We start from the raw sequence: 19,023 nt of genomic DNA on the forward strand, positions 1-19,023 counted from the left end.
GCGCTACCATTCCGCCACACTGCCATCGGCGTGCCGCCACAGCGGATTGCGCCAGTCGGACGCAGAGCGGCTGGCTTCGATGACCCGTTCTTCGTTGATGTCCACGCCAAGGCCCGGCAGTGGCAAGGGTTCGATGTAACCGCCCTCCATGCGGAAGTCGCCGGCATTGTGCACGTAATCCAGCAGCTCCGCCCCCTTGTTGTAGTGGATGCCCATGCTTTGCTCCTGCAGCACGGCGTTGTAGGACACAAAGTCCACCTGCAGGCAAGCTGCCAGGGCCACCGGGCCCAGCGGGCAATGCGGCGCCAGCGTCACGTCATAAGCTTCGGCCATCGCCGCGATGCGCAGGCATTCGCTGATCCCGCCTGCATGCGACAGGTCGGGCTGGAGGATCGCCAGCCCGCCCTGCTCCAGCACGCGCTTGAATTCAAAGCGCGAAAACATGCGTTCGCCGGCCGCCAGGGGGATGCTGGTCATGTCGGAAAGCCGGCGATAGTATTCCGACTGCTCGGCCAGCACCGGTTCCTCGACAAACAGCGGCCGGTAAGGCTCCAATGCACGCAACAATGGTTTGGCCATCGGCCAGGCGACGCGGCCATGGAAGTCGATGCCGAATTCGATGTCGTAACCAAATGCGGAGCGGATGCCGGCAATCCGTTCCACGGCCGCGTCGACGGCCGTTGCGCAGTCGAGCATGGCCATTTCCTCGGTGCCGTTCATCTTGAAGGTGTTCAGCCCGATCTCGCGCAAGGTCTGGATGCCCGCCACCACGTCGGCCGGCCGGTCGCCACCCACCCAGCTATAGATTTTCATGCGGTCGCGCACCTTGCCGCCCAGTAGCTGGTAGACCGGCACGCCAAGCGCCTTGCCCTTGATATCCCACAGCGCCTGGTCGATGCCGGCAATGGCGCTCATGAACACGGCACCGCCGCGATAGAAGCCGCCGCGGTACATGGCTTGCCACAGGTCGCTGATCTGCGCCGGGTCGCGCCCAACCAGCAGTTCGCCCAGTTCGTGCACTGCCGCTTCCACAGTGCGCGCCCGGCCCTCGATCACCGGCTCGCCCCAGCCGCAGATACCCTCGTCCGTCTCCAGCTTGAGGAACATCCAGCGGGGCGGCACGCGATACGTGCTCAGTCGTGTGATCTTCATGGTCAGGATGCCTTCGGCGCAACGCGGCTGCGGTGGCGCGCCACCTGCTCGGCGGCCCGCTTGCCGGCGAGGAAAGCGTGGTCGGAATTGTAGTACTCCCACTCGCTGTAGCGGCCCGCCAGCAGGATATCGTGCTGCGACAGCCATTCGCGCACAATGGCGACGTTGCGCGCCCGCTGGTGGTCGTAGACGACGTAGGCGACCGGCATGTCAACCTGGTTTGCCACCAGCACCTTATCGTCTTCGCGCATGAAGCCAACCCGGATGGCGTCTGCAATGCAGCGCTCGATCAGGGCGTCGCCCTCAAGCGGCAGCGGTTTCCACGGCGAGTAGGAAATCTCGCAGGTAAAGCCAAAGCCCCCTGGCGCATTACACTCGGGGCTGGCGTTACCCTGCACGAAAATGCGGTGGAAAATGCTGTCTTCCGGGTAGTAGATCCAGTGCTTGTCCGTGACATCGGCCCGTGCCAGGCCAATGTTGACGCAGCGGATCGAGATGTGGCGCAGGCCGCGCGCGGCTTCACGCACTTCGGGCGGCGCCGCCTCACCGATCAATTTGACGAGTTCCGGCAAGGGCATGGTGCTGACCAGGTTGCCATACTCGAAGCGCCGCCCATCTGCCAGTGTGACGACATGCTCCTCCGGCAATACCTGCGCCACTTCGGCATTCAATTCAACCTTGCCGCGGATCAGTGGCAGGAAGCCGTTCATCAGGGCCTGGAAACCGCCCCGGCGCGGGTAGCCGAAACGCGCGTTGGGCCCCATCGGGCGCGGCACCGGCCGCAGGGCGCCTTCGATGATCTCCGACAGGTCCGGCAATGGTACCCGGCCGCCAAGCCATGAAGTCTCCATTTCGCCCAATGGCACGGTCCATAGCTTGCGGTTGTAGGGAATCGCAAAATGCCTGGCAATCCCCTTGCCCCAGACCTTGTAAATAAAGTCCTCGAAGCTCTCGGTCTGCGCGGCGCGCGCTGACGCGCTGGCCCTGGCCGCATCCGCACTGCCGTCGGCGCAACAATCTTCCACTTCGGCGCTGGAACAAGATGGCGCCTCGTCGCCGTCTCCGTAGCGCGCCTCGATTGCGCCCACGATGCATTCCTTGATCACGTCCGGCGGCAAGCCATACAGCGCGCCCTGGAAGGGGTAACGTGTATATACCCCTTTGCTGTGGACCCAGGCCTCGCGCATCTGCCAATGCTGGTTATCGCCCAGGAGCTTGTCGTAAAGCTCCAGCACATAAGGATCGTTGGAGAACATGATGTGGCCGGCGTGGTCGAAAGTGAAGCCGCCCTCCTCGATCGAGCGGCACCAGCCGCCAACCGTTTCGTTCCGTTCCAGCAGCAAATTGTCCGCGCCCACATGATAGGCCGCCGACAAGCCGGTCGGTCCGCCGCCAATCACGATGCTGTTGAAGGACTGCCCGCTGGCCGAACCGCGCAGTGGATTGACCTTGCTCGCAGCGCCGGTAACAGCGGCTTTCGGCGCAGCACCCTTCCCGGCCAGGCGCGCCGACTTGCCGCCTGGCGGTGTCTGGTCGATCAGCCGGTGCATGCGGTCTGCCGTGGCATCCCACGAGGTACGGGCCACCACTTCCCGCATGGCCGCCGCCATCGCCGCGGTTTCTTCAGGCGTTTGCGCCAATGCCGCCTCGCAGTGGCAGATAAACTCGTTGTGTTCATGGCCGATTGCGACGATATTTCCATACGGCTGTTCCACGTCGCGGATTGCCGTGCTGACGATAGGAAGTTCAGCCGCCATGTATTCGAGCACCTTGGTCGGGCTGATGAAGCGCGTCGCCTCGTTCAGAGCAAACGGCAGCAGGCAAACGTCCCAGCCGGCCAGGAATTGCGGCAAGGCCTTGTACGATTGCTGCCCGAGATAGTGAACATTCTGGCGCTGCGGCAGCGCAGCCGGATCAATCTTGACCACTGGCCCCACCAGCACGACCTGCCATTCGGGATGGGCGTCCGCAATATCGGCAATCAGGTCGGCATCGAAACGCTCGTCAATCACGCCGAAGAAGCCCAGGCGCGGGCGCGGAATGGCCGTGTGCAGCGGGTGGCCGTTGCTGCGGTCAAGCGCCTGTTCGAAATGCACGGCATCTACGCTGCTGGGGAAACAATGAGCGTTATCGTGGCGGCCCCGCTTGGCTTCGTACAGGCTGGGGCCGCCGGTAAACACCAGGTCGGCGATATTGAGCAAGGCGGTCTCGCGTTGCAGCAATTGTTTGGGTGGATTCTTGAACGCACTCAGCTCGTCCATGCAGTCGTAGATCACCAGCGATGGCCGCAGCGCTTGCAGCAAAGGCAGCGCCATCGGCGTATAGAACCAGACCAGCACTTCCTCGCCTTCCGGCGCCAGTGCCGCGACCAGCGGTTGCAGCAGCGGAATCTGGTCGTCGTGGAAGCCGTGCGCCTGGATTGGCGTGTGCGGCTGGCATACCGTCAAATTCGGGGCGGGATGGGACATGACCATGCGCGCCTCCCCTTCCTCATACACCGGCTCCTCGACAAAGACCACCTTGTAATACTTGGCCAGGCGGGTGAGCAGGTGCTGGGGCCGCTGGAACACGAAATCCCAGCGCAGGTGGCAGAAAACAATCAAAGTTTGCATGGCATTCTCCTCGGTTTTACACAGGCTGTCGGTCAGCCGGATAGATTGCTGCAGGGCGGTGGCATAAGGCGCGACGAGAACGCGGGCCAGCGGGTCGGGCCCATCGCGGTCCAGGTCCCACAGGCCGCTGTGGTGCCAGTGTCCGGCGTTATCCCAATCCGGGCGGTCGACGGCCGGATACAGGCAGATGCCGCAGACCTCGGCGCCGCGTTCGCGCGCCATCATGCTTTGCTCCGCCATTTCACGGATCCAGGTGCCGCGGCCGCTGCCCACGTGGCTGGTTTCCGCCAGCAGGACCGGGCGGCCATAACGCTGGTGCAGTTCGACCAGGATGTCGGACAGCGGCCGGCGCCGCGGATCGTCCAGGTGCCACCACAGGCGCATATTGGTGCCGCTCTCCCACTGGTTGCTGTGATAGTAGTTGCCGCCCACCAGGTCCAGGTAGCGTGGATGCCCGCCCAGTTCCGGCGCGACCCGGCCGCACAGCATGTCCAATGCCTCATATTGCGAGGCGGTCCAACCGGCCGCTTGTGCTGCCCAGTCGGGCCGGTCTTTTGGCGCAATGACGTGGATCAGGGGGTCGCACTGGAAGAAGCGCGCGCCAGGCGATATCTCGCGAATCGCATCGATGGCGGCGATGGAAGCGCGCACCAACTGGCGCTTGCCGAGTTCACCAGCCTGCTCGTGGTACATGTTCAGGCAGCGGAACATATGCACAGACAGGCCCCAGGCCGTGAAAGACAGCTCGTTCATCGGCGAATAGACGGGCTGCTCGCCCAGCCAGGGCGCCAGGAAGCGCGCGCTGGCCTGGCAAAAGCGCACGAAGCGCGGTACGAAGTCGTCGCTGTAGATGTCGACATCTTGCGGCCAGCCGTAGTGGCAGAAAGTCCAGCAGCTTTGCAGCCCCAGCGCGCGCGCGGCTTCCAGGCGCGGCAGCAAGGGCGAAAAATCGAACTGGCCATTGCGCTCGACCAGTCGCCAGCCGATCGACTCGCGCACTGTCCGCATGCCAAACTGGGCCAGCAATTCATAGTCCGCCCGGGCACGCTGCAAATGGCCGGTAACCAGGTTCATGTCTTGCGGCTGGCCGGCATGATTGACGTGGTCGGCGCCCTCATAGCCGGCCTGCCAGAACGTGGCGAACGGTTGGCAGGCGGGAGTCGTCACGGCGCACCTATTGCACGTTGCGCGTCGCGGCGCTGATTAACTCGAGTGGCACCTTGGGCGTGCGGTCGGCATTCAGCAAGCCATTCGTTTCCTGGAAAGTGTCGGCGAACTGGGTATAGCAGAACCCGCTGAACATCATGGTTTCGTTGACCACCTTGAGCAGGGAACGGTAATGCTCAAGGAACGCTTCCGGCGTGTTCTGACGCGAATAGCCCCAGGAATGGTGGGACGGCGCGTTCGGGTCAAAGGCAATGCCACCGAACTCGGTCAGCACGATAGGCTGGCCACGGTGCGGGAATCCGTCCAGCGTGAGGATGCGGCCGCCCGGCCGGCGCTGGTCGAACAGTGTGCGTACCGGATCGGAGACTTCATAGCGCTGGCGCACGCGCTCCGGGTCGGGATCGTAATCATGGATGCCTAAAATGTCGGTGGCCGACGCCTCCCAGCCGTCATTACCGATCACGGGCCGGGTCTGGTCGAGCATGCGCGTCAGGTGATACAGCGCCTCCACTGCGTTGCGGTGCGACTGCACGGCGGTCAAATTCGGCACACCCCAGGATTCATTAAAGGGCACCCAGACAATCAGGCTGGGATGGCTGTAGTCGCGCTCGATCGCCTCGGTCCATTCATGCAGCAGGCGCGTCATGGCGCGCGCCGAGAAGGCATAGGCGGATGGCATTTCTTCCCAGACCAGCAGGCCAAGGCGGTCGGCCCAGTAGAGGTAGCGCGGGTCTTCGATTTTCTGGTGCTTGCGCACGCCATTGAAGCCCATCGCCTTGGCCAGCTCCACATCGCGCCGCAAGTCGTCGTCGGAGGGTGCGGTCATCAGGCTTGGCAGCCAATAGCCCTGGTCGAGCACCAGGCGCAGGTGGTAGGGCCGCCCGTTCAGCATGAAACGGTCGCGGTTGATCGAGACCGAGCGCATGGCGGTATAGGAGCGCACGCGGTCCAGCACCTGGCCGTCGCGGTACAGGGTCAGCTCGGCGTCCAGCAGGGTCGGGCGCTCGGGGCTCCACAGGATTTCGTTGCGCGAATCGTCGATGCCGGGGTCGGATAGTGCAATTTTGCGGTTGGCTTCCTGTCCCACCATCAGGTAGCGATCGGCGGCCAGCAGCTTTTCCCCAAGCCAAACCTTGACTTCCACTGCCAGGCCGGGAGAAGCGTCGCCGCCGGCCAGTACTTCACAGCCCAGTTCATAGCCATCAAAGATCGGCGTCCAGCGCAGCCTGCGGATATACGTCGACCCGACGTTTTCCAGCCAGACTGTCTGCCAGATGCCGGTGGTGCGCGGATACCAGATCGAGTGTGGCTCAAGCTGCCAGTCCTGCTTGCCACGCGGCTTGTTCAGGTCGGCCGGATCATCCTCCACGAACAGCACCAGGGTCTGCTCGCCGTCGACCAGTTCATCCGTGATGTCGGCAGTGAAGGAAGTGTGGCCGCCTTCGTGTTCGGCAACCATGTGGTTGTTGATCCACACCCGTGCCTGGTAATCGACGGCACCGAAGTGCAGTAGCGTGCGCGCGCCGCGCTGTTCGACCTTGAAACGGCAGCGGTACCAGCAAGCGTTATGGAAACCGGTGTCGCCGATGCCGCTCATTTCCGATTCCGGCGCAAACGGCACGTTGATGCGGCGCGACCATGGAATGGCGTCCGATGGCAGGCTGTATCTGTGCTCGTCGTCGAACTCGAACTCCCACTCACCATTCAGCGACTGCCATTGATCGCGCACCAGTTGCGGCCGCGGATATTCAAATTGCGCCATCGTCTGCCCCGCCCATCGTCATTATTCGATGGGCCATCGTAGCAGCGCGATTGCCACAGTGCGCTTACGATACGGGCCGGAAAATTTTCGGTAGCTTGCCGGAACGCCTTTAAATACTGGAGGTATTCAAAATGCCGCGCCAGCCGGTTAGCATGCAAGCTTCACCTCGCAAGCGGAGCAAGGCCGACCGCGCCAAGCTGGCGCCGCGATTGCGGGCTGGACATGACGCGCTTGATGATAACCAGTGGAATACGGCGTTCAACCAGGTAGAGGTAGGCGGCGGAAGGGCCCGCGATGCCCTGCACCGCAAGGCCGTGGTCGATCAATGCCGCTGTCAGGACGTCAGTGCGAAGGTTGGAGCGGTGCCAGGTATTCATGGTGCCTCCTGTTCACCCGAATGCTACATCGCAGGTTGAAGGCACGCCAACACATTGCCGGAATTTATCTGCGCGCCCCTCCCAGTACGCGCGCTGGCAGCATGACGATCGCGCGCAGGAGTTCGAACACAGCTTCGACACCAATCCCCAGCAAGCGGAACGGCAACAGCAATAGCCAGACGAGGGGATACAGGACCAGGGCCAGCAAGGCTAACGGCCAGCACAGGAACAGCAGGAACAGCCATAAGATGAAGCCGAACATCCCATTACCTCCGATTCAAGTCGAGGTAACTTTATAGCGGACGTCCGGCCCGGACAACGGACATGCGACCAACTGCAGATTAGGACGACAGGTGGCGAAAAACCGGGGTCAAGCTGCGAAAGCCGGCAGTGCCGCCGATTCGCGCACAGGCACGGCGCGCATATTGGCCTGCAGCGACTGGATCTGGCCGCCCGCACGGTAAGCAAAGCTGATCTGCACTGTCTCGCCGGCCCTCAAGTGAACAGGCTCGGCCAGGGGCAGAGTCATGTAATGGTTCAACCAGTCGATCGTGCTGTTGCGCTCGGGGACCACGGCCAGGATATTCTTGGTGATGAAGCGCAGCGCGTTCAGTTGGCCGTCGCGCTCGGCGGTGAACTGCCCTTCCCAGCGGTACAGCATCTCGTTAGGCTGGGTGAAGTCGATCAGCGCGTAAACCTGGGGCTGGGCCAGCTCCAGCGTGCCGTTCTGGATCTGGCCTGGCTGCTGGAATTGCACGATTGGCGCGATGAAGCCGTCGAAATCGTATTCCTGCTGTACGGGCTGCACTGCCATCAGGACCGCTTCCGGCATGAACACCGGCAGCGGGCCGCCAAATCGTTCCAGATAGCGCTGCTTGAAATGTTCAATGACCTCGACCTGCTTCTCGCGCAGCATGGCGACGTGGATCATCTCGCAGATCACGAGGTCGACCGGTTCCGGCGGCAAGTATTCGAAGGCATCGGCGTGAACCACTTCCACCCGCTCGCCATTCTTGTTCATTGCCAGGAATTTGCGCGCTTCCTGCACCATGTCGGGGTTGAATTCGACGCAATACACCTTGCTGGCCTTTTGCGCTGCGAAGAAGGACAGCACGCCGGTGCCGCCGCCCAGTTCCAGCACCTTCATGCCAGGCTTGACCACGTAATCGATGGCGGCCTTGAAGTTGTGCATGCGGTTGGCATCCATCAGCATATTGTGGTGGTAATGCACAGGGATGAACTGGCCGAGGTAGCAGCTTTCGATTTCGCGTTCGTTCAGCATGGCAGTGGCGCGGGGGGCGCGGTGGGTTTTCGACAAGAGGATTGTCGCCCCAAGCGCGCCAGGCCATTTGCACGATATGAAAGGGAAATACCGTTCTATTTGCGGCTGAGGTGCTTGCGGATTTGCTCGGCGATCCACGGTTTTTGGGCGCGAATCGCGAATTCGGCGGCATTTTCGCGCCAGGCATGGTCTTTCAGCGTGGCGTCGGCGCCTTCTTCCAGCAACAGCTTGACCGCGTCTTCCTGCCCTTCGCGCGCGGCCAGCATCAGGGGCGTGGTGCCGGTCGGCGAGGCCGCGTCGATGAAGGCGCGACGCCCGATCAGCAGTTTCATGATGTTGAGGTCGCCGGCAGCCGCGGCGTAATGCAGCGCGGTCCAGCCCGGACGGTTGATTTGAGCACCCTTTTCCAGCAACGCCAGCACGGCGGGCTTGTTTTTTTGGAAAGCAGCCATCAACAGGGCCGTATTGCCATTGGGCGATTGCTCATCGACTTTCAGCCCGGGATGGCTGATCAGCAATTTGGCAACCCGCATCGCATCGTAACGCATCGCGATGATCAGGCCGGTTTCACCGCGTTCCGGGTCGTGCAGGTTGGGATCGAGGCCGCGGCCGAGAACCGCTTTCACTGTCCGGTCGTCATCGATCTGGACGGCGCGGAAAAAGGCCACCTTGTCGGCCTCGACTTCAGTTTCACCGGCTGCCGCGTTGGCGAACCCCGACCCGGCACAGATTGTAAGTGCGGCGCTTACCAGGAAGGCGCTTGCCGCGCGGCGCATAGCCATCAGGCGGCCGCCTTGAAAAGTTCAAAGAAGTTGGCCGAGGTCTGTTCAGCCACTTGCTCCAACGGCACCCCTTTCAGCTTGGCGATGAATTCCGCTACGTGGGCTACATAGCCCGGCTCGTTCATTTTGCCACGGTACGGGACTGGCGCCAGGTAAGGCGAATCGGTCTCGATCAGCATGCGTTCGAGCGGCACTTCCAGCGCCACCGCCTGCAGTTCCTTGGCGCTCTTGAAGGTGACGATGCCGGAGAAGGAAATATAGAAGCCTTGTTCCATCGAGGCGCGGGCAACTTCCAGCGATTCGGTAAAGCAGTGCATCACGCCAGCCACACCGCCTTGATCAGTACCTGCGCGCTCTTCGCGCATGATGCGGATGGTGTCTTCCGAGGCGGAGCGGGTGTGGATGATCAGCGGCTTGCGCGATTCGCGCGAGGCGCGGATATGGGTGCGGAAGCGTTCGCGCTGCCATTCCAGGTCGCCTTCCAGGCGATAGTAGTCGAGGCCAGTCTCGCCGATGGCGACAATTTTCGGGTGCCTGGCCAGTTCAACCAGTTGTTCAACGCTGGGTTCGGGCGTGTCCTCATAATCCGGATGCACACCAACCGAAGCGTAGATATGGGGATACTGTTCGGCCAGCGCCAGCACGCGCGGAAAGTCCGGCAGGTCGACCGATACGCATAAGGCGTGGCTGACTTTATTTTCCGCCATCTTGGCGAGGATTTCAGGCATCCGGGCGGACAGCTCCGGGAAGTCGATATGGCAGTGGGAATCGATAAACATCCCGGCATTTTATCGAAAATTGCGGAACTTATCCTGACCTCGGCTGTCCAATATCAAAACCAAGCAATCTTGGCCGCGCGAAAGTAGCCCAAACAGCTCAGCGGAGGCAACATGGACATCGAGGAACGTATGTCGAAAGCGGAAGCCGAAATTGCTGGATTGAAAGAATGCCAGAGATCGCTACTCCAAGGGCAGGCTGAGTTGCGGGCGACGATGGAGCGCGGCTTTATCGAACAGCGAACGGCGATGGCCGAATTACGTGGCCACATGGACGCCGGATTTGCAGAACATCGGCACACGATGGACGCCGGCTTCGCCGAGCAGCGGAGTGCTATGGAAACCGGCTTTGCTGAGCAGCGGAGCGCTATGGAAACCGGTTTTGCTGAGCAGCGGAGTGCGATAGAGGAGCATCGGAGGGCCATGGAGACGGGCTTCGCGGAGCACCGAGAAAACATGAAAGCGGGCTTCGCGGAGCACCGAAAAAACATGGAGGCCGGCTTCACCGAGCAGCGAACTGCCTCGGAACGCAGCTCTAGCGAAGAACGGGCCGCACGGGCAGATTCAATCAGGGAGCTACGCCAGGAGATGCAGCGTGGTTTTCGTTGGACATTCAGCGCCCTGCTCTCTATCCTGGCGCTGGTACTCGGCATAATCGCCCGGCTCGCTGGAGCCTTTTAGGGCGCGTGAAACGAATCCCACTCAGGCCGGCCGGCGCTGCGCACAACAATGTCATGCGACGCGCTTGCCCAGGATGATCAGGTCGCGCTCGACACCGTCGAGGTTGGCAACGCGCGGCAGCTTGGCCCATGTCTCGAAGCCGAATTTCTCAAACAGCGCAAGGGAAGGCCTGTTGTGGCCGAAGATGAAGCCGAGCACCGTATGCACGTTCACCTGCGGCGCAAAATCGATCGCTTCCTGCAGGGCGTAGCGGCCGACGCCTTTGCCGCGCCAGGCTTCGTCGATGTAGATGGAAACTTCCGCGGTACCCGAATAAGCCGGGCGGCCGTAGAAATTGGAATACGAAATCCAGCCGATGATGCCGTCGCGATCCTCCTCCTCCACCACCCACAGCGGCCGGCGCTGCGGCTGGTGCTCGTGGAACCACGGCAGGCGCGATTCGACCGACACCGGCTCGGTATCGGCAGTCACTTCACGGGAGGCGATGGTGCTGTTGTAGATCGCAACAATGGTTGGCAAATCGTCGAGCGTGGCGAGGCGATGGCGAAACTTCGGCATGCGTTAAAGCGTATGGGTGGCACGGGACGAGCGCAGCGCAGCGCCCAGGATTTCTTCGATACGCAGGCGGGTGCGGGTGCCGGTCTCGTCGTCCGGGAAGTGCACGCCGATACCCTGGGTCTTGTTGTTGGCCGCGCCGGGCGGCGTAATCCAGACCACCTTGCCGGCGATCGCGTACTTGTTCGGATCGTCCATCAGCGTCAACAGAAGGTAAATCTCGTCGCCAATCTTGTACGGCTTCTGGGTCGGCACGAACATGCCGCCATGCTTCAGAAAAGGCATGTAGGCCGCATACAGGGCCGCCTTTTCCTTGATTGCGAGGGACAACACCGTTGGCCGGTTGATGGCCGCGGTGGCTGGATCGTTAGGGCTTGCGCTCATTTTTTCCTTTCTTCAGCTACAGCAAGCAGTGTAGTCAAGAAGCATATCTTCAATAAACAATTTCGGCGACAGCGGATGGTCGGACGTGGCACGCCTTTCATTGGCGCCCTTGATCGCGCCCATCAGGCGGCTGATGTTCACCTTGTCCGCCAGTCCGGCCAGCTCGCGCTGGTACCGGGGATAATAACGGATGTTCCCTGCAAGTTTGTACGAAAACAGATCGTAAAGCCAGCGTTGTTGCCACGAAACCAAGGCAGTCAGTGGAATTTTTTGCAATCTATCGGCAGTTTTCAGCGCACCTTCGACGCTTGGACGAGCCAGGTACTGCAGCAAAGCGTCCAATTCCTCGCGATTGCCTGTTTCGGAGGCAGCCGCGGCGGCCAGCGGCGAACCGCCCTGTTCACGTAACCAGCTATCGGCGTCCGGCACGCCCTGTTGCTTGAGCCAGGCCAGCGCTTCATCGTGCGACGGCATCGGCATGGCAAATTTCCGGCAGCGCGACAGGATGGTCGGCAGCACGCGGTCCAGGCCGTTGGACGACAGCAGGAAGACCGTACCTGGCGGCGGCTCTTCCAGCGTTTTCAGCAAGGCATTCGAGGCCGGCATGTTGAGCGCCTCGGCCGGGTACAGCACCACCACCCGCAAGCCCTGGCGGTGGGTCGAGATGTTCATGAAGTCGGCCAGGGCGCGGATCTGCTCGATCTTGATCTCTTTGGACGGCGCTTTCTTAGCGGCTTTCTTGTCTTCGCCCTCCTCGCCTTCACCCTGCTCGTCTTCGAACATCTCCGGCCGCACGCGGCGGTAGTCCGGATGGCTGTGCTGCTGGAACCAGCCGCAGCTTGGGCATTCGCCGCAGGCATGGCCGTCCGGGCGGGCATTCTCGCACAACAGCGCCTGCGCGAACTGTTCAATGAAGTCGGCCTTGCCGATGCCGTTAGCGCCGTGGAACAGGATGGCATGCGGCATGCGCTGGCGCAGCTGCTGCAACTGCTGCCAGGCGCCCTGCTGCCATGGATAGACTTGCCCGCTCAAGCAAGCGCTCCCACGATCTGGGTCAGTTCCGCCTGGATGTCGGCAATGCTGCGGGTGGAATCGATCACACGGAAGCGCTGCGGAGCCTCGGCGGCGCGGCGCAGGTACTCGGCGCGGGTGGCCATGAAGAAGTCGGCTTTCTCGCGTTCGAAACGGTCCAGGTCGCGGGTGGCGTCCAGGCGAGCGCGTGCCACTTCCAGCGGCACGTCGAACAGGATGGTCAGGTCCGGCTCCAGGTTCGGATGCACCCAGTGCGCCAGGATTTCCAGTTTTTCGCGGCTCAGGCCGCGGCCGCCGCCCTGGTAGGCAAAGCTGGCATCCGTGAAGCGGTCGGAAATGACCCAGGCGCCACGCGCCAGGCCCGGTTCGATGACTTGCGCCAGGTGTTCGCGGCGGCTGGCGAAGACCAGCAGGGTTTCGGTTTCGACATGCATGGCTTCGTGCAGCCACAGTTCGCGCAGCTTTTCGCCCAGCGGGGTGCCGCCCGGTTCACGGGAACTGACGAGCTCCAAGCCGCGTGCCTTGACCAGTTCGCCAACGAACTGGATGTGGGTCGACTTGCCGGCGCCGTCGATGCCTTCGAAAGTGATGAATTTACCGCGTGTTGTCATTTATTGTTTTTGGTACTGGTTGACCGCCCGGTTGTGGTCGGTCAGGTTATCGGAGAACTGGCTGGTGCCATTGCCGCGCGCCACAAAGTACAGCGCAGCGGATTTGGCCGGCGCCAGCGCCGCCGTCAGCGAGCCGACGCCCGGCAGGGAAATCGGGGTCGGCGGCAGGCCGACCCGGGTATAGGTATTGTAGGGGGTGTCGGTTTCCAGGTCCTTCTTGCGGATATTGCCGTCAAACTTGGCGCCGATGCCGTAGATCACGGTCGGGTCGGTCTGCAGCAGCATGCCCAGCTTGAGGCGGTTCACGAACACCGCGGCAATCATATTGCGTTCCGACTTCTGGCCGGTTTCCTTTTCCACGATCGAGGCCATGGTCAGCGCCTCGTAAGGAGTCTTGTACGGCAGGCCGGGATCGCGCTTTTCCCAGGCGTCGCCCAGGCGCTTCATCAGCATGCTGTGCGCCTGGCGGAAAATCGCCAGCTCGCTGGAATTCTTGGCAAAAAGGTAAGTATCTGGAAAGAACAGGCCTTCCGGGTCCTTGAAATCGGGATTGATGCGCGCCATCAGTTCACGGTCGCTGAGCTCGGCGGTGTCGTGCTTCAGGCCGGTATGCGCCGCGATGGCCTGGCGCATCTGGCGGAAGGTCCAGCCTTCGATAATGGTCAGCGATTCCTGGGCGAACTCGCCGCGCACCAGTTGACCGATCAGTCGCATAGGCGTCGTGCCAGGTTTCAGTTCATACGTGCCAGCTTTGAGCTGGCCGCTCTTGCCGGTGACGCGTGCCAGCAGGTTGAACATCAGCGGCTGGATCGGCACGCCGGCATCGGCCATTTGCTGGCCGGCAGCGCTGGCGCCACTGCCTTTGCTGATCGTGAATTCAATGGCAGGTTCCTGGCCAATGACAGGCTGCCCTGCCCACCAGGCAAACCCGCCCACGGCTCCGGCTGCGGCCAATAAACCCAGTGCGATCGACTTCTTGATAAACGCCATTTCCAAATGCCCGTTCGGTAACTCAATCTTGACCCAGTTTCAGCCTGGACGACAGCGTTTTCCAAGCCCCCGGCGCAATTTGCGCGGGATCACTATAATGAAGGCCGTAATGATAATGCTTTCATCGCCAGAATATGGGAATTTATGAATAACTGGAATCAACTTTTGACTCAGGAACAAGAAACACTGAGCACGAGCCAGCTCGCGACCGGATTTGTCGCCGTGCTGACCGACCAGGGCCTGATCGCCTTCAGCGGCGAAGAATCGGCCAGTTTCCTGCATAAGCAGTTGACCAACGACGTCGAGCACCTGGGGCTGGGCGAGGTGCGCCTGGCCGGCTATTGCTCGCCCAAGGGCCGCATGCTGGCGTCCTTCCTGATGTGGCGGACCGAGGAGTCGATCTTCCTGCAATTGCCGCGCGCGATCCAGCCGGCGGTGCAGAAACGCTTGCAGATGTTCATCCTGCGCAGCAAGACCAAGCCGGCCGACGTGACCGAGCAGTATGTCACCCTGGCCGTCGGCGGCGGCGATGCCGAAGCCGTGCTGCAGACCTGGTTCGATGTGCTGCCGGCCAAGCCGTTCAGCAAGATCGACCACCCGCTGGGCAGCGTGCTGCGGGTGGCCGATGCCTTCGGTGCGCCGCGCTACCTGTGGCTGGCTTCGGCCGAGACCGCGACGATGGCAGCTTCCATGCTGAAGGACCGCTTGCTGGTCGGCGGAAACGAGGCCTGGCGCCTGTCCGAAATCCATGCCGGCGTGCCGCAGGTCGGTCCCGGCACCCAGGAACAGTTCGTGCCGCAGATGGTCAATTTCGAGCTGCTGGGCGGCGTGAACTTCAAGAAAGGCTGCTATCCCGGCCAGGAAATCGTGGCGCGCAGCCAATACCTGGGCAAGCTGAAACGTCGTACCGCACTGGCGTCCATCAGCGACGCGGCGGCAGCACCGGGCGCCGAAGTGTTCTCGCCGGCCGATCCGGAGCAACCATGCGGCATGGTGGTCAACACGGCGCGCAATGGCGCCGGCGGTGTCGACGCACTGGTGGAAATGAAGCTGGAAGCCCTGGAAATGGGCGAGGTGCGCTTCGGCTCGGCCAGCGGCCCGGCTTTGCAGTTCAAGCCCCTGCCCTACGCGCTGGATAAGCTCGACGTCTGATCATGGACCTCTACGTGTATTACAAGGTGCAGGCCGCCCATGCGGCTGGCCTGCAGGGGGCGGTTATCGCCATGCAGTCGGCGTTGTCGGCGGCGCATGGCGTGGTTGCGCAGCTCAAACGGCGCCCGGAGACTGCCGGTGGGGTGCAGACCTGGATGGAGGTGTATCCGGCGCTGGCCGGCGACGCATTTGTGGCCGAACTCGATGCCGCAGTGGCACAGGCCGGCCTGGCGCGCTGGATCAGCGGCCCGCGCCACGTTGAAGTCTTTGAGGATTTGCCGCCATGTGCCTGATTGTCTTTGCCTGGCAGGTCGTGCCCGGCGTGCCGCTGATTGCAGCCGCCAACCGCGATGAATTCTACGATCGCGACACCACGCCGGCTGCGCCGTGGCCGGATGCGCCGCATATTTACGCGGGACGCGACCTCAAGGCTGGCGGCAGCTGGATGGGCATCACTCGTCCCGCCGAGGATGGGGACGCAGCGCCGCAGCCGATGCCGCGTGCCGAATGCGGCGGCGCGCACGCGCCGCCAACCGGTGGCGCGGCGGCTGGCGCCGCTGCCGGCGGGCCGTCGCGTTTTGCCGCGATCACCAATGTACGCAACCCGCAGGAGCACAATCCGCTGGCGCCATCGCGCGGCCAGCTGGTGGCCGGCTTCCTGGCCGGCGTCATGACGGCACAGGAATATGTGGCGCAGATTGCCGCGGGCGCAGGAGCATATAACGGCTTCAACCTGGTCCTGTGCGACGGCAAGGAGCTGGTCTGGTACTCGAACAAGGGCAATGACGACCCGCGCAACGGCATGCCGCTGGAGCCGGGGATCTATGGATTGTCGAACGCCCTGCTCGACTCGGCGTGGCCGAAGGTCCTGAAGACCAAGGCGCAATTTGCCAGCCTGCTGTGCCTGGGCGCGCCGGAAGACGCCTACTTTGAAATGCTGTCCGACACCACCCGTGCGCCGGACCTGCGTTTGCCGGAAACCGGCGTGCCGCTGGAACTGGAGCGGCTGCTGTCGGCCGTGAAGATCGAGTCGCCGAACTACGGCACGCGCAGCTCTACCGTGGTCAAATTGTATTCAGACGCGCCGGCGCAACTGCACGAAGTGCAGATCCGTTAAGGAAGCTGCTCGCGCACGCAGGACGGTTTTTCCTTGCCCTGGCGGCTGCAGGAGATCAGGGTGCGGGTGCCGGTGTCGATAGCATAGAAATGGGTCGGGCCGTTGGCCGTGGCTGGCGCCGCGGCGGCGGCCGGCCAAGGCGTGCCGGCACCGCCGACCTGCGCCTGCGCGACCTGGATCGGGCTGATGGAACCGGCCAGGAAGCCCGCGCCAAACACTGCGCAAACGCCAAGCGCGATGATCGAACGTTTCATTGTCAACTCCTAAAATTCGTAGTGCATTTCGATGTGGGGAATGCCTGCTTCGTAGAAGACATCGCCGGCCATGGCGAAACCATGGGCCAGGTAGAACTCCGCCGCGTGGGTCTGGGCGCTGAGCACCACCTTCTGGTCGCCGCGCCCGCGGGCCTTCTCCATCAGGCCTTTCAGGATGGCGCCGCCGATACCCGCGCCGCGCGCGCTGCGCAGCACCGCCATGCGGCCGATATGGCCATCAGGCAGCAGGCGCCCGGTGCCCAGCGGCTTGCCGCCGGCATCGTAAGCCACGGCGTGCAGGCAGGCGGCATCCCTGTCGTCCATTTCCAGGTCGGCGGGAACGTTCTGTTCCTGCACGAAGACTTCCATGCGGATCGGTTTCGCGTCGGCCTGCATGGCGGCCCAATCGCCAAAGCGGAGTGTTGTCGTCATGCCGCGCATTCTCTCACAACATTGCGCGCAAGGCCTCACGCACCTGCGGCGTGGCCGCGTAAGGGTCGGCCGGATTGTCCTGGGCCACCATGTCGCGTGCCCGCTGCGCCACGCCGTCCAGCGCCTGCGGGTGGGTGAAGATGTAGAATTTGTTGCCGGCAATGGCGGCGAAGGTCAGTTCCGCCACGTCGCGCGCCGACACCTTGCCGGAGGTAACCGCCTTGCTCACCATGGCCTGCGCGGCCATCTGGCTGGCGGTCGGCTTGCCTTCCATCGGCGTGTCGCCTGGCCGGTTGCGGTGCGACTGGTGGATGCCGGTCGGGACGAAAAATGGGCACAGGACGGAGGCGCCGACCGGGGCGCCGACCAGCGACAGGTCGTGGTACAGGCTTTCGCTCAGTGCCACCACCGCATGCTTGGACACGTTGTAGACGCCCATCACCGGCGGGCAAAGCACGCCCGCCATGGACGAAGTATTCACGATGTGGCCCTCGTAATCCGGATCGCGCCTGGCGCATTCCAGCATCAGCGGAGTGAAGATGCGCACGCCGTGGATCACGCCCGACACGTTCACGCCCATCACCCAGTCCCAGTCAGCTTCGGTCGCTTCCCACAGCAGGCCGCCGAAACCGACGCCTGCATTATTGAAGACCAGGTGCACCGCGCCGAACTCGCGCATCGCCGCATCGGCCAGCGCCTGCACTTCGGCCGCTTTGCGCACGTCGCAGCGCAGTGCCAGGACCTGGGCGCCCTGGCCGCGCAATTCGGCGGCGGTGGCGTCGAGCGCGTCCTGCTGCACGTCCGCCAGTACCAGTTTCATGCCCAGCGCGTGGGCTTTGAGCGCGAATTCGCGGCCGAAGCCGCTCGCGCCACCGGTGATTACTGCAACTTTGCCCTGGAAGTTTTTCATGGAGTCAGTTTCACAAGTTGTTTGCCGAAGTTGTGGCCCTGCAGCAGGCCGATAAGGGCTTCCGGCGCCGACGCCAGGCCCTGGGAAATCGTTTCGCGGTATTTCAGCTTGCCCGCTGCGACCAGCCTGCCCATCTCGGACAAGCCTTGCGGCCACATATCCATATGCTCGGTGACGATGAAGCCGCGCAGCGTGATGCGGCTCAGCAGCAGCTTCTTGGCATTGCGGATCGGGATCTCGGCGCCGGTATAGCCGGCCAGCAGGCCGCACAGCGCGACGCGCGCAAAGGCATTGGTTCGGCCCAGCGCCGCGTCGAACACTTCGCCGCCCACGTTTTCGAAGATGGCGTCGATGCCGCCCGGCGTGGCGGCGGCCAGGTCGGCCTTCAGGTTGCCGGCCTTGTAATCGACGCAGGCATCGAACCCCAGCTCATTGACCACGTAGTCGCATTTCGCCTTGCCGCCGGCAATGCCGACCGCACGGCAGCCCGCCAGCTTGGCCAGTTGGCCGACGGCGCTGCCGACGGCGCCGCTGGCGGCGGACACCACCACGGTTTCACCCAGCTTGGGACGCAGGATTTCATGCATGCCATACCAGGCGGTCATGCCGGGCATGCCGACCGCGCCAAGGTGGGCGGAGGCCGGAATGGCGCCGGTGTCGACCTTGCGCAGGCCGCTGCCGTCGGAGACGCCCATTTCGGCCCAGCCGAACATGCCGGCCACGAATTCGCCCACCGCGAAGCCGGCGTTGCGCGACGCGATCACCTCGCCCACGGTGCCGCCGATCATGGTCTGCTCCAGCGGCTGCGGCGCGGCATAGCTTTTCGCCTCGCTCATGCGGCCGCGCATATACGGGTCCAGCGACAGGTAATGGTTGCGCACCAGGAGCTGGCCTTCCGCCAGCGTCGGCACGGCGACTTCCTCAAGCCGGAAATTTTCCGGCACGACAGCGCCGCGCGGGCGCGAGGCCAGCACGATGCGATGATACTTAGTCAT

Annotated in this window: 21 protein-coding genes; 4 read left to right on the top strand and 17 right to left on the bottom strand. The window is 62.9% G+C overall.

What is annotated here, in order from left to right; genetic code table 11:
* Positions 1-3: 3 nt before the first annotated feature.
* From dgoD to ASD58_RS23635, 8 genes are all read right to left on the bottom strand, one after another.
* Complete coding sequence (gene dgoD, locus ASD58_RS23600) at positions 4-1,152, bottom strand: galactonate dehydratase (protein ID WP_057263717.1); 1,149 nt, start codon at positions 1,150-1,152, stop codon at positions 4-6.
* 2 nt (positions 1,153-1,154) lie between these two features.
* Entirely contained in the window at positions 1,155-4,931 is a 3,777-nt protein-coding gene (locus ASD58_RS23605; protein WP_057263719.1) for an NAD(P)-binding protein, read from the bottom strand.
* Between the two features lie 7 nt (positions 4,932-4,938).
* Complete coding sequence (locus tag ASD58_RS23610) at positions 4,939-6,693, bottom strand: glycoside hydrolase family 2 protein (RefSeq protein ID WP_057263721.1); 1,755 nt, start codon at positions 6,691-6,693, stop codon at positions 4,939-4,941.
* Positions 6,694-6,854: 161 nt separating this feature from the next.
* Positions 6,855-7,070 (bottom strand): hypothetical protein, encoded by a 216-nt coding sequence (locus ASD58_RS23615; RefSeq protein ID WP_057263723.1) that lies wholly within the window; start codon positions 7,068-7,070, stop codon positions 6,855-6,857.
* A 64-nt stretch (positions 7,071-7,134) separates the two neighbouring features.
* Positions 7,135-7,332 carry a hypothetical protein gene (locus ASD58_RS23620; RefSeq protein WP_057263725.1) on the bottom strand — a complete coding sequence of 66 codons (198 nt, stop codon included), beginning with the start codon at positions 7,330-7,332 and terminating at the stop codon, positions 7,135-7,137.
* A gap of 108 nt (positions 7,333-7,440) precedes the next feature.
* Entirely contained in the window at positions 7,441-8,352 is a 912-nt protein-coding gene (locus ASD58_RS23625) for a methyltransferase domain-containing protein (protein WP_057264126.1), read from the bottom strand.
* 95 nt (positions 8,353-8,447) lie between these two features.
* Complete coding sequence (locus tag ASD58_RS23630) at positions 8,448-9,134, bottom strand: ankyrin repeat domain-containing protein (protein ID WP_156401453.1); 687 nt, start codon at positions 9,132-9,134, stop codon at positions 8,448-8,450.
* Positions 9,134-9,913 carry a TatD family hydrolase gene (locus ASD58_RS23635; protein WP_057263728.1) on the bottom strand — a complete coding sequence of 260 codons (780 nt, stop codon included), beginning with the start codon at positions 9,911-9,913 and terminating at the stop codon, positions 9,134-9,136. The genes ASD58_RS23630 and ASD58_RS23635 overlap by 1 nt, the downstream gene beginning before the upstream one ends.
* A 111-nt stretch (positions 9,914-10,024) precedes the next feature.
* Between ASD58_RS23635 and ASD58_RS23640 the strand changes: the two genes are divergently transcribed.
* Entirely contained in the window at positions 10,025-10,591 is a 567-nt protein-coding gene (locus tag ASD58_RS23640; RefSeq protein ID WP_057263730.1) for a hypothetical protein, read from the top strand.
* Between the two features lie 51 nt (positions 10,592-10,642).
* Here ASD58_RS23640 and ASD58_RS23645 read toward each other — a convergent pair whose 3' ends face one another.
* From ASD58_RS23645 to mltG, 5 genes are read right to left on the bottom strand one after another with little or no spacing between them, the layout of a single operon-like run.
* Positions 10,643-11,149 (bottom strand): GNAT family N-acetyltransferase, encoded by a 507-nt coding sequence (locus ASD58_RS23645; RefSeq protein ID WP_057263732.1) that lies wholly within the window; start codon positions 11,147-11,149, stop codon positions 10,643-10,645.
* Positions 11,150-11,152: 3 nt separating this feature from the next.
* Positions 11,153-11,530: a PilZ domain-containing protein gene (locus tag ASD58_RS23650; RefSeq protein ID WP_057263734.1), complete on the bottom strand. Its 378-nt coding sequence runs from the start codon at positions 11,528-11,530 to the stop codon at positions 11,153-11,155.
* 12 nt (positions 11,531-11,542) lie between these two features.
* The gene (locus ASD58_RS23655) at positions 11,543-12,562 is read right to left on the bottom strand and encodes a DNA polymerase III subunit delta' (RefSeq protein WP_057263736.1); all 1,020 of its coding nucleotides are present in this window, start codon (positions 12,560-12,562) and stop codon (positions 11,543-11,545) included.
* Positions 12,559-13,173 (bottom strand): dTMP kinase, encoded by a 615-nt coding sequence (gene tmk / locus ASD58_RS23660; RefSeq protein ID WP_057263738.1) that lies wholly within the window; start codon positions 13,171-13,173, stop codon positions 12,559-12,561. The genes ASD58_RS23655 and tmk overlap by 4 nt, the downstream gene beginning before the upstream one ends.
* Complete coding sequence (gene mltG / locus ASD58_RS23665; protein WP_057263739.1) at positions 13,174-14,163, bottom strand: endolytic transglycosylase MltG; 990 nt, start codon at positions 14,161-14,163, stop codon at positions 13,174-13,176.
* A gap of 144 nt (positions 14,164-14,307) precedes the next feature.
* Here mltG and ASD58_RS23670 point away from each other — a divergent pair, with 144 nt between their 5' ends.
* The 3 genes from ASD58_RS23670 to ASD58_RS23680 are packed head-to-tail and all read left to right on the top strand — an operon-like array spanning position 14,308 to position 16,432.
* The gene (locus ASD58_RS23670) at positions 14,308-15,315 is read left to right on the top strand and encodes a folate-binding protein YgfZ (protein WP_057263741.1); all 1,008 of its coding nucleotides are present in this window, start codon (positions 14,308-14,310) and stop codon (positions 15,313-15,315) included.
* A gap of 2 nt (positions 15,316-15,317) precedes the next feature.
* Entirely contained in the window at positions 15,318-15,608 is a 291-nt protein-coding gene (locus ASD58_RS23675; RefSeq protein ID WP_057263743.1) for a DUF4936 family protein, read from the top strand.
* Positions 15,599-16,432, top strand: coding sequence for an NRDE family protein (locus tag ASD58_RS23680; protein ID WP_057263745.1), 834 nt, complete (start codon positions 15,599-15,601; stop codon positions 16,430-16,432). Before ASD58_RS23675 ends, ASD58_RS23680 begins: the two co-directional genes overlap by 10 nt.
* Here the strand turns inward: ASD58_RS23680 and ASD58_RS23685 are convergent.
* From ASD58_RS23685 to ASD58_RS23700, 4 genes are read right to left on the bottom strand one after another with little or no spacing between them, the layout of a single operon-like run.
* Positions 16,429-16,686: a hypothetical protein gene (locus ASD58_RS23685; protein ID WP_057263747.1), complete on the bottom strand. Its 258-nt coding sequence runs from the start codon at positions 16,684-16,686 to the stop codon at positions 16,429-16,431. The two genes, ASD58_RS23680 and ASD58_RS23685, sit on opposite strands and share 4 nt — an antisense overlap.
* Before the next feature lie 9 nt (positions 16,687-16,695).
* Positions 16,696-17,118 carry a GNAT family N-acetyltransferase gene (locus ASD58_RS23690; protein ID WP_057264130.1) on the bottom strand — a complete coding sequence of 141 codons (423 nt, stop codon included), beginning with the start codon at positions 17,116-17,118 and terminating at the stop codon, positions 16,696-16,698.
* Positions 17,119-17,131: 13 nt separating this feature from the next.
* Positions 17,132-18,028 carry an SDR family oxidoreductase gene (locus tag ASD58_RS23695; protein ID WP_057263749.1) on the bottom strand — a complete coding sequence of 299 codons (897 nt, stop codon included), beginning with the start codon at positions 18,026-18,028 and terminating at the stop codon, positions 17,132-17,134.
* Positions 18,025-19,023: an NADP-dependent oxidoreductase gene (locus tag ASD58_RS23700; protein WP_057263751.1), complete on the bottom strand. Its 999-nt coding sequence runs from the start codon at positions 19,021-19,023 to the stop codon at positions 18,025-18,027. Before ASD58_RS23700 ends, ASD58_RS23695 begins: the two co-directional genes overlap by 4 nt.

Origin of the sequence: Duganella sp. Root1480D1, assembly GCF_001427305.1 — a bacterium.
Taxonomy (GTDB): domain Bacteria; phylum Pseudomonadota; class Gammaproteobacteria; order Burkholderiales; family Burkholderiaceae_D; genus Rugamonas.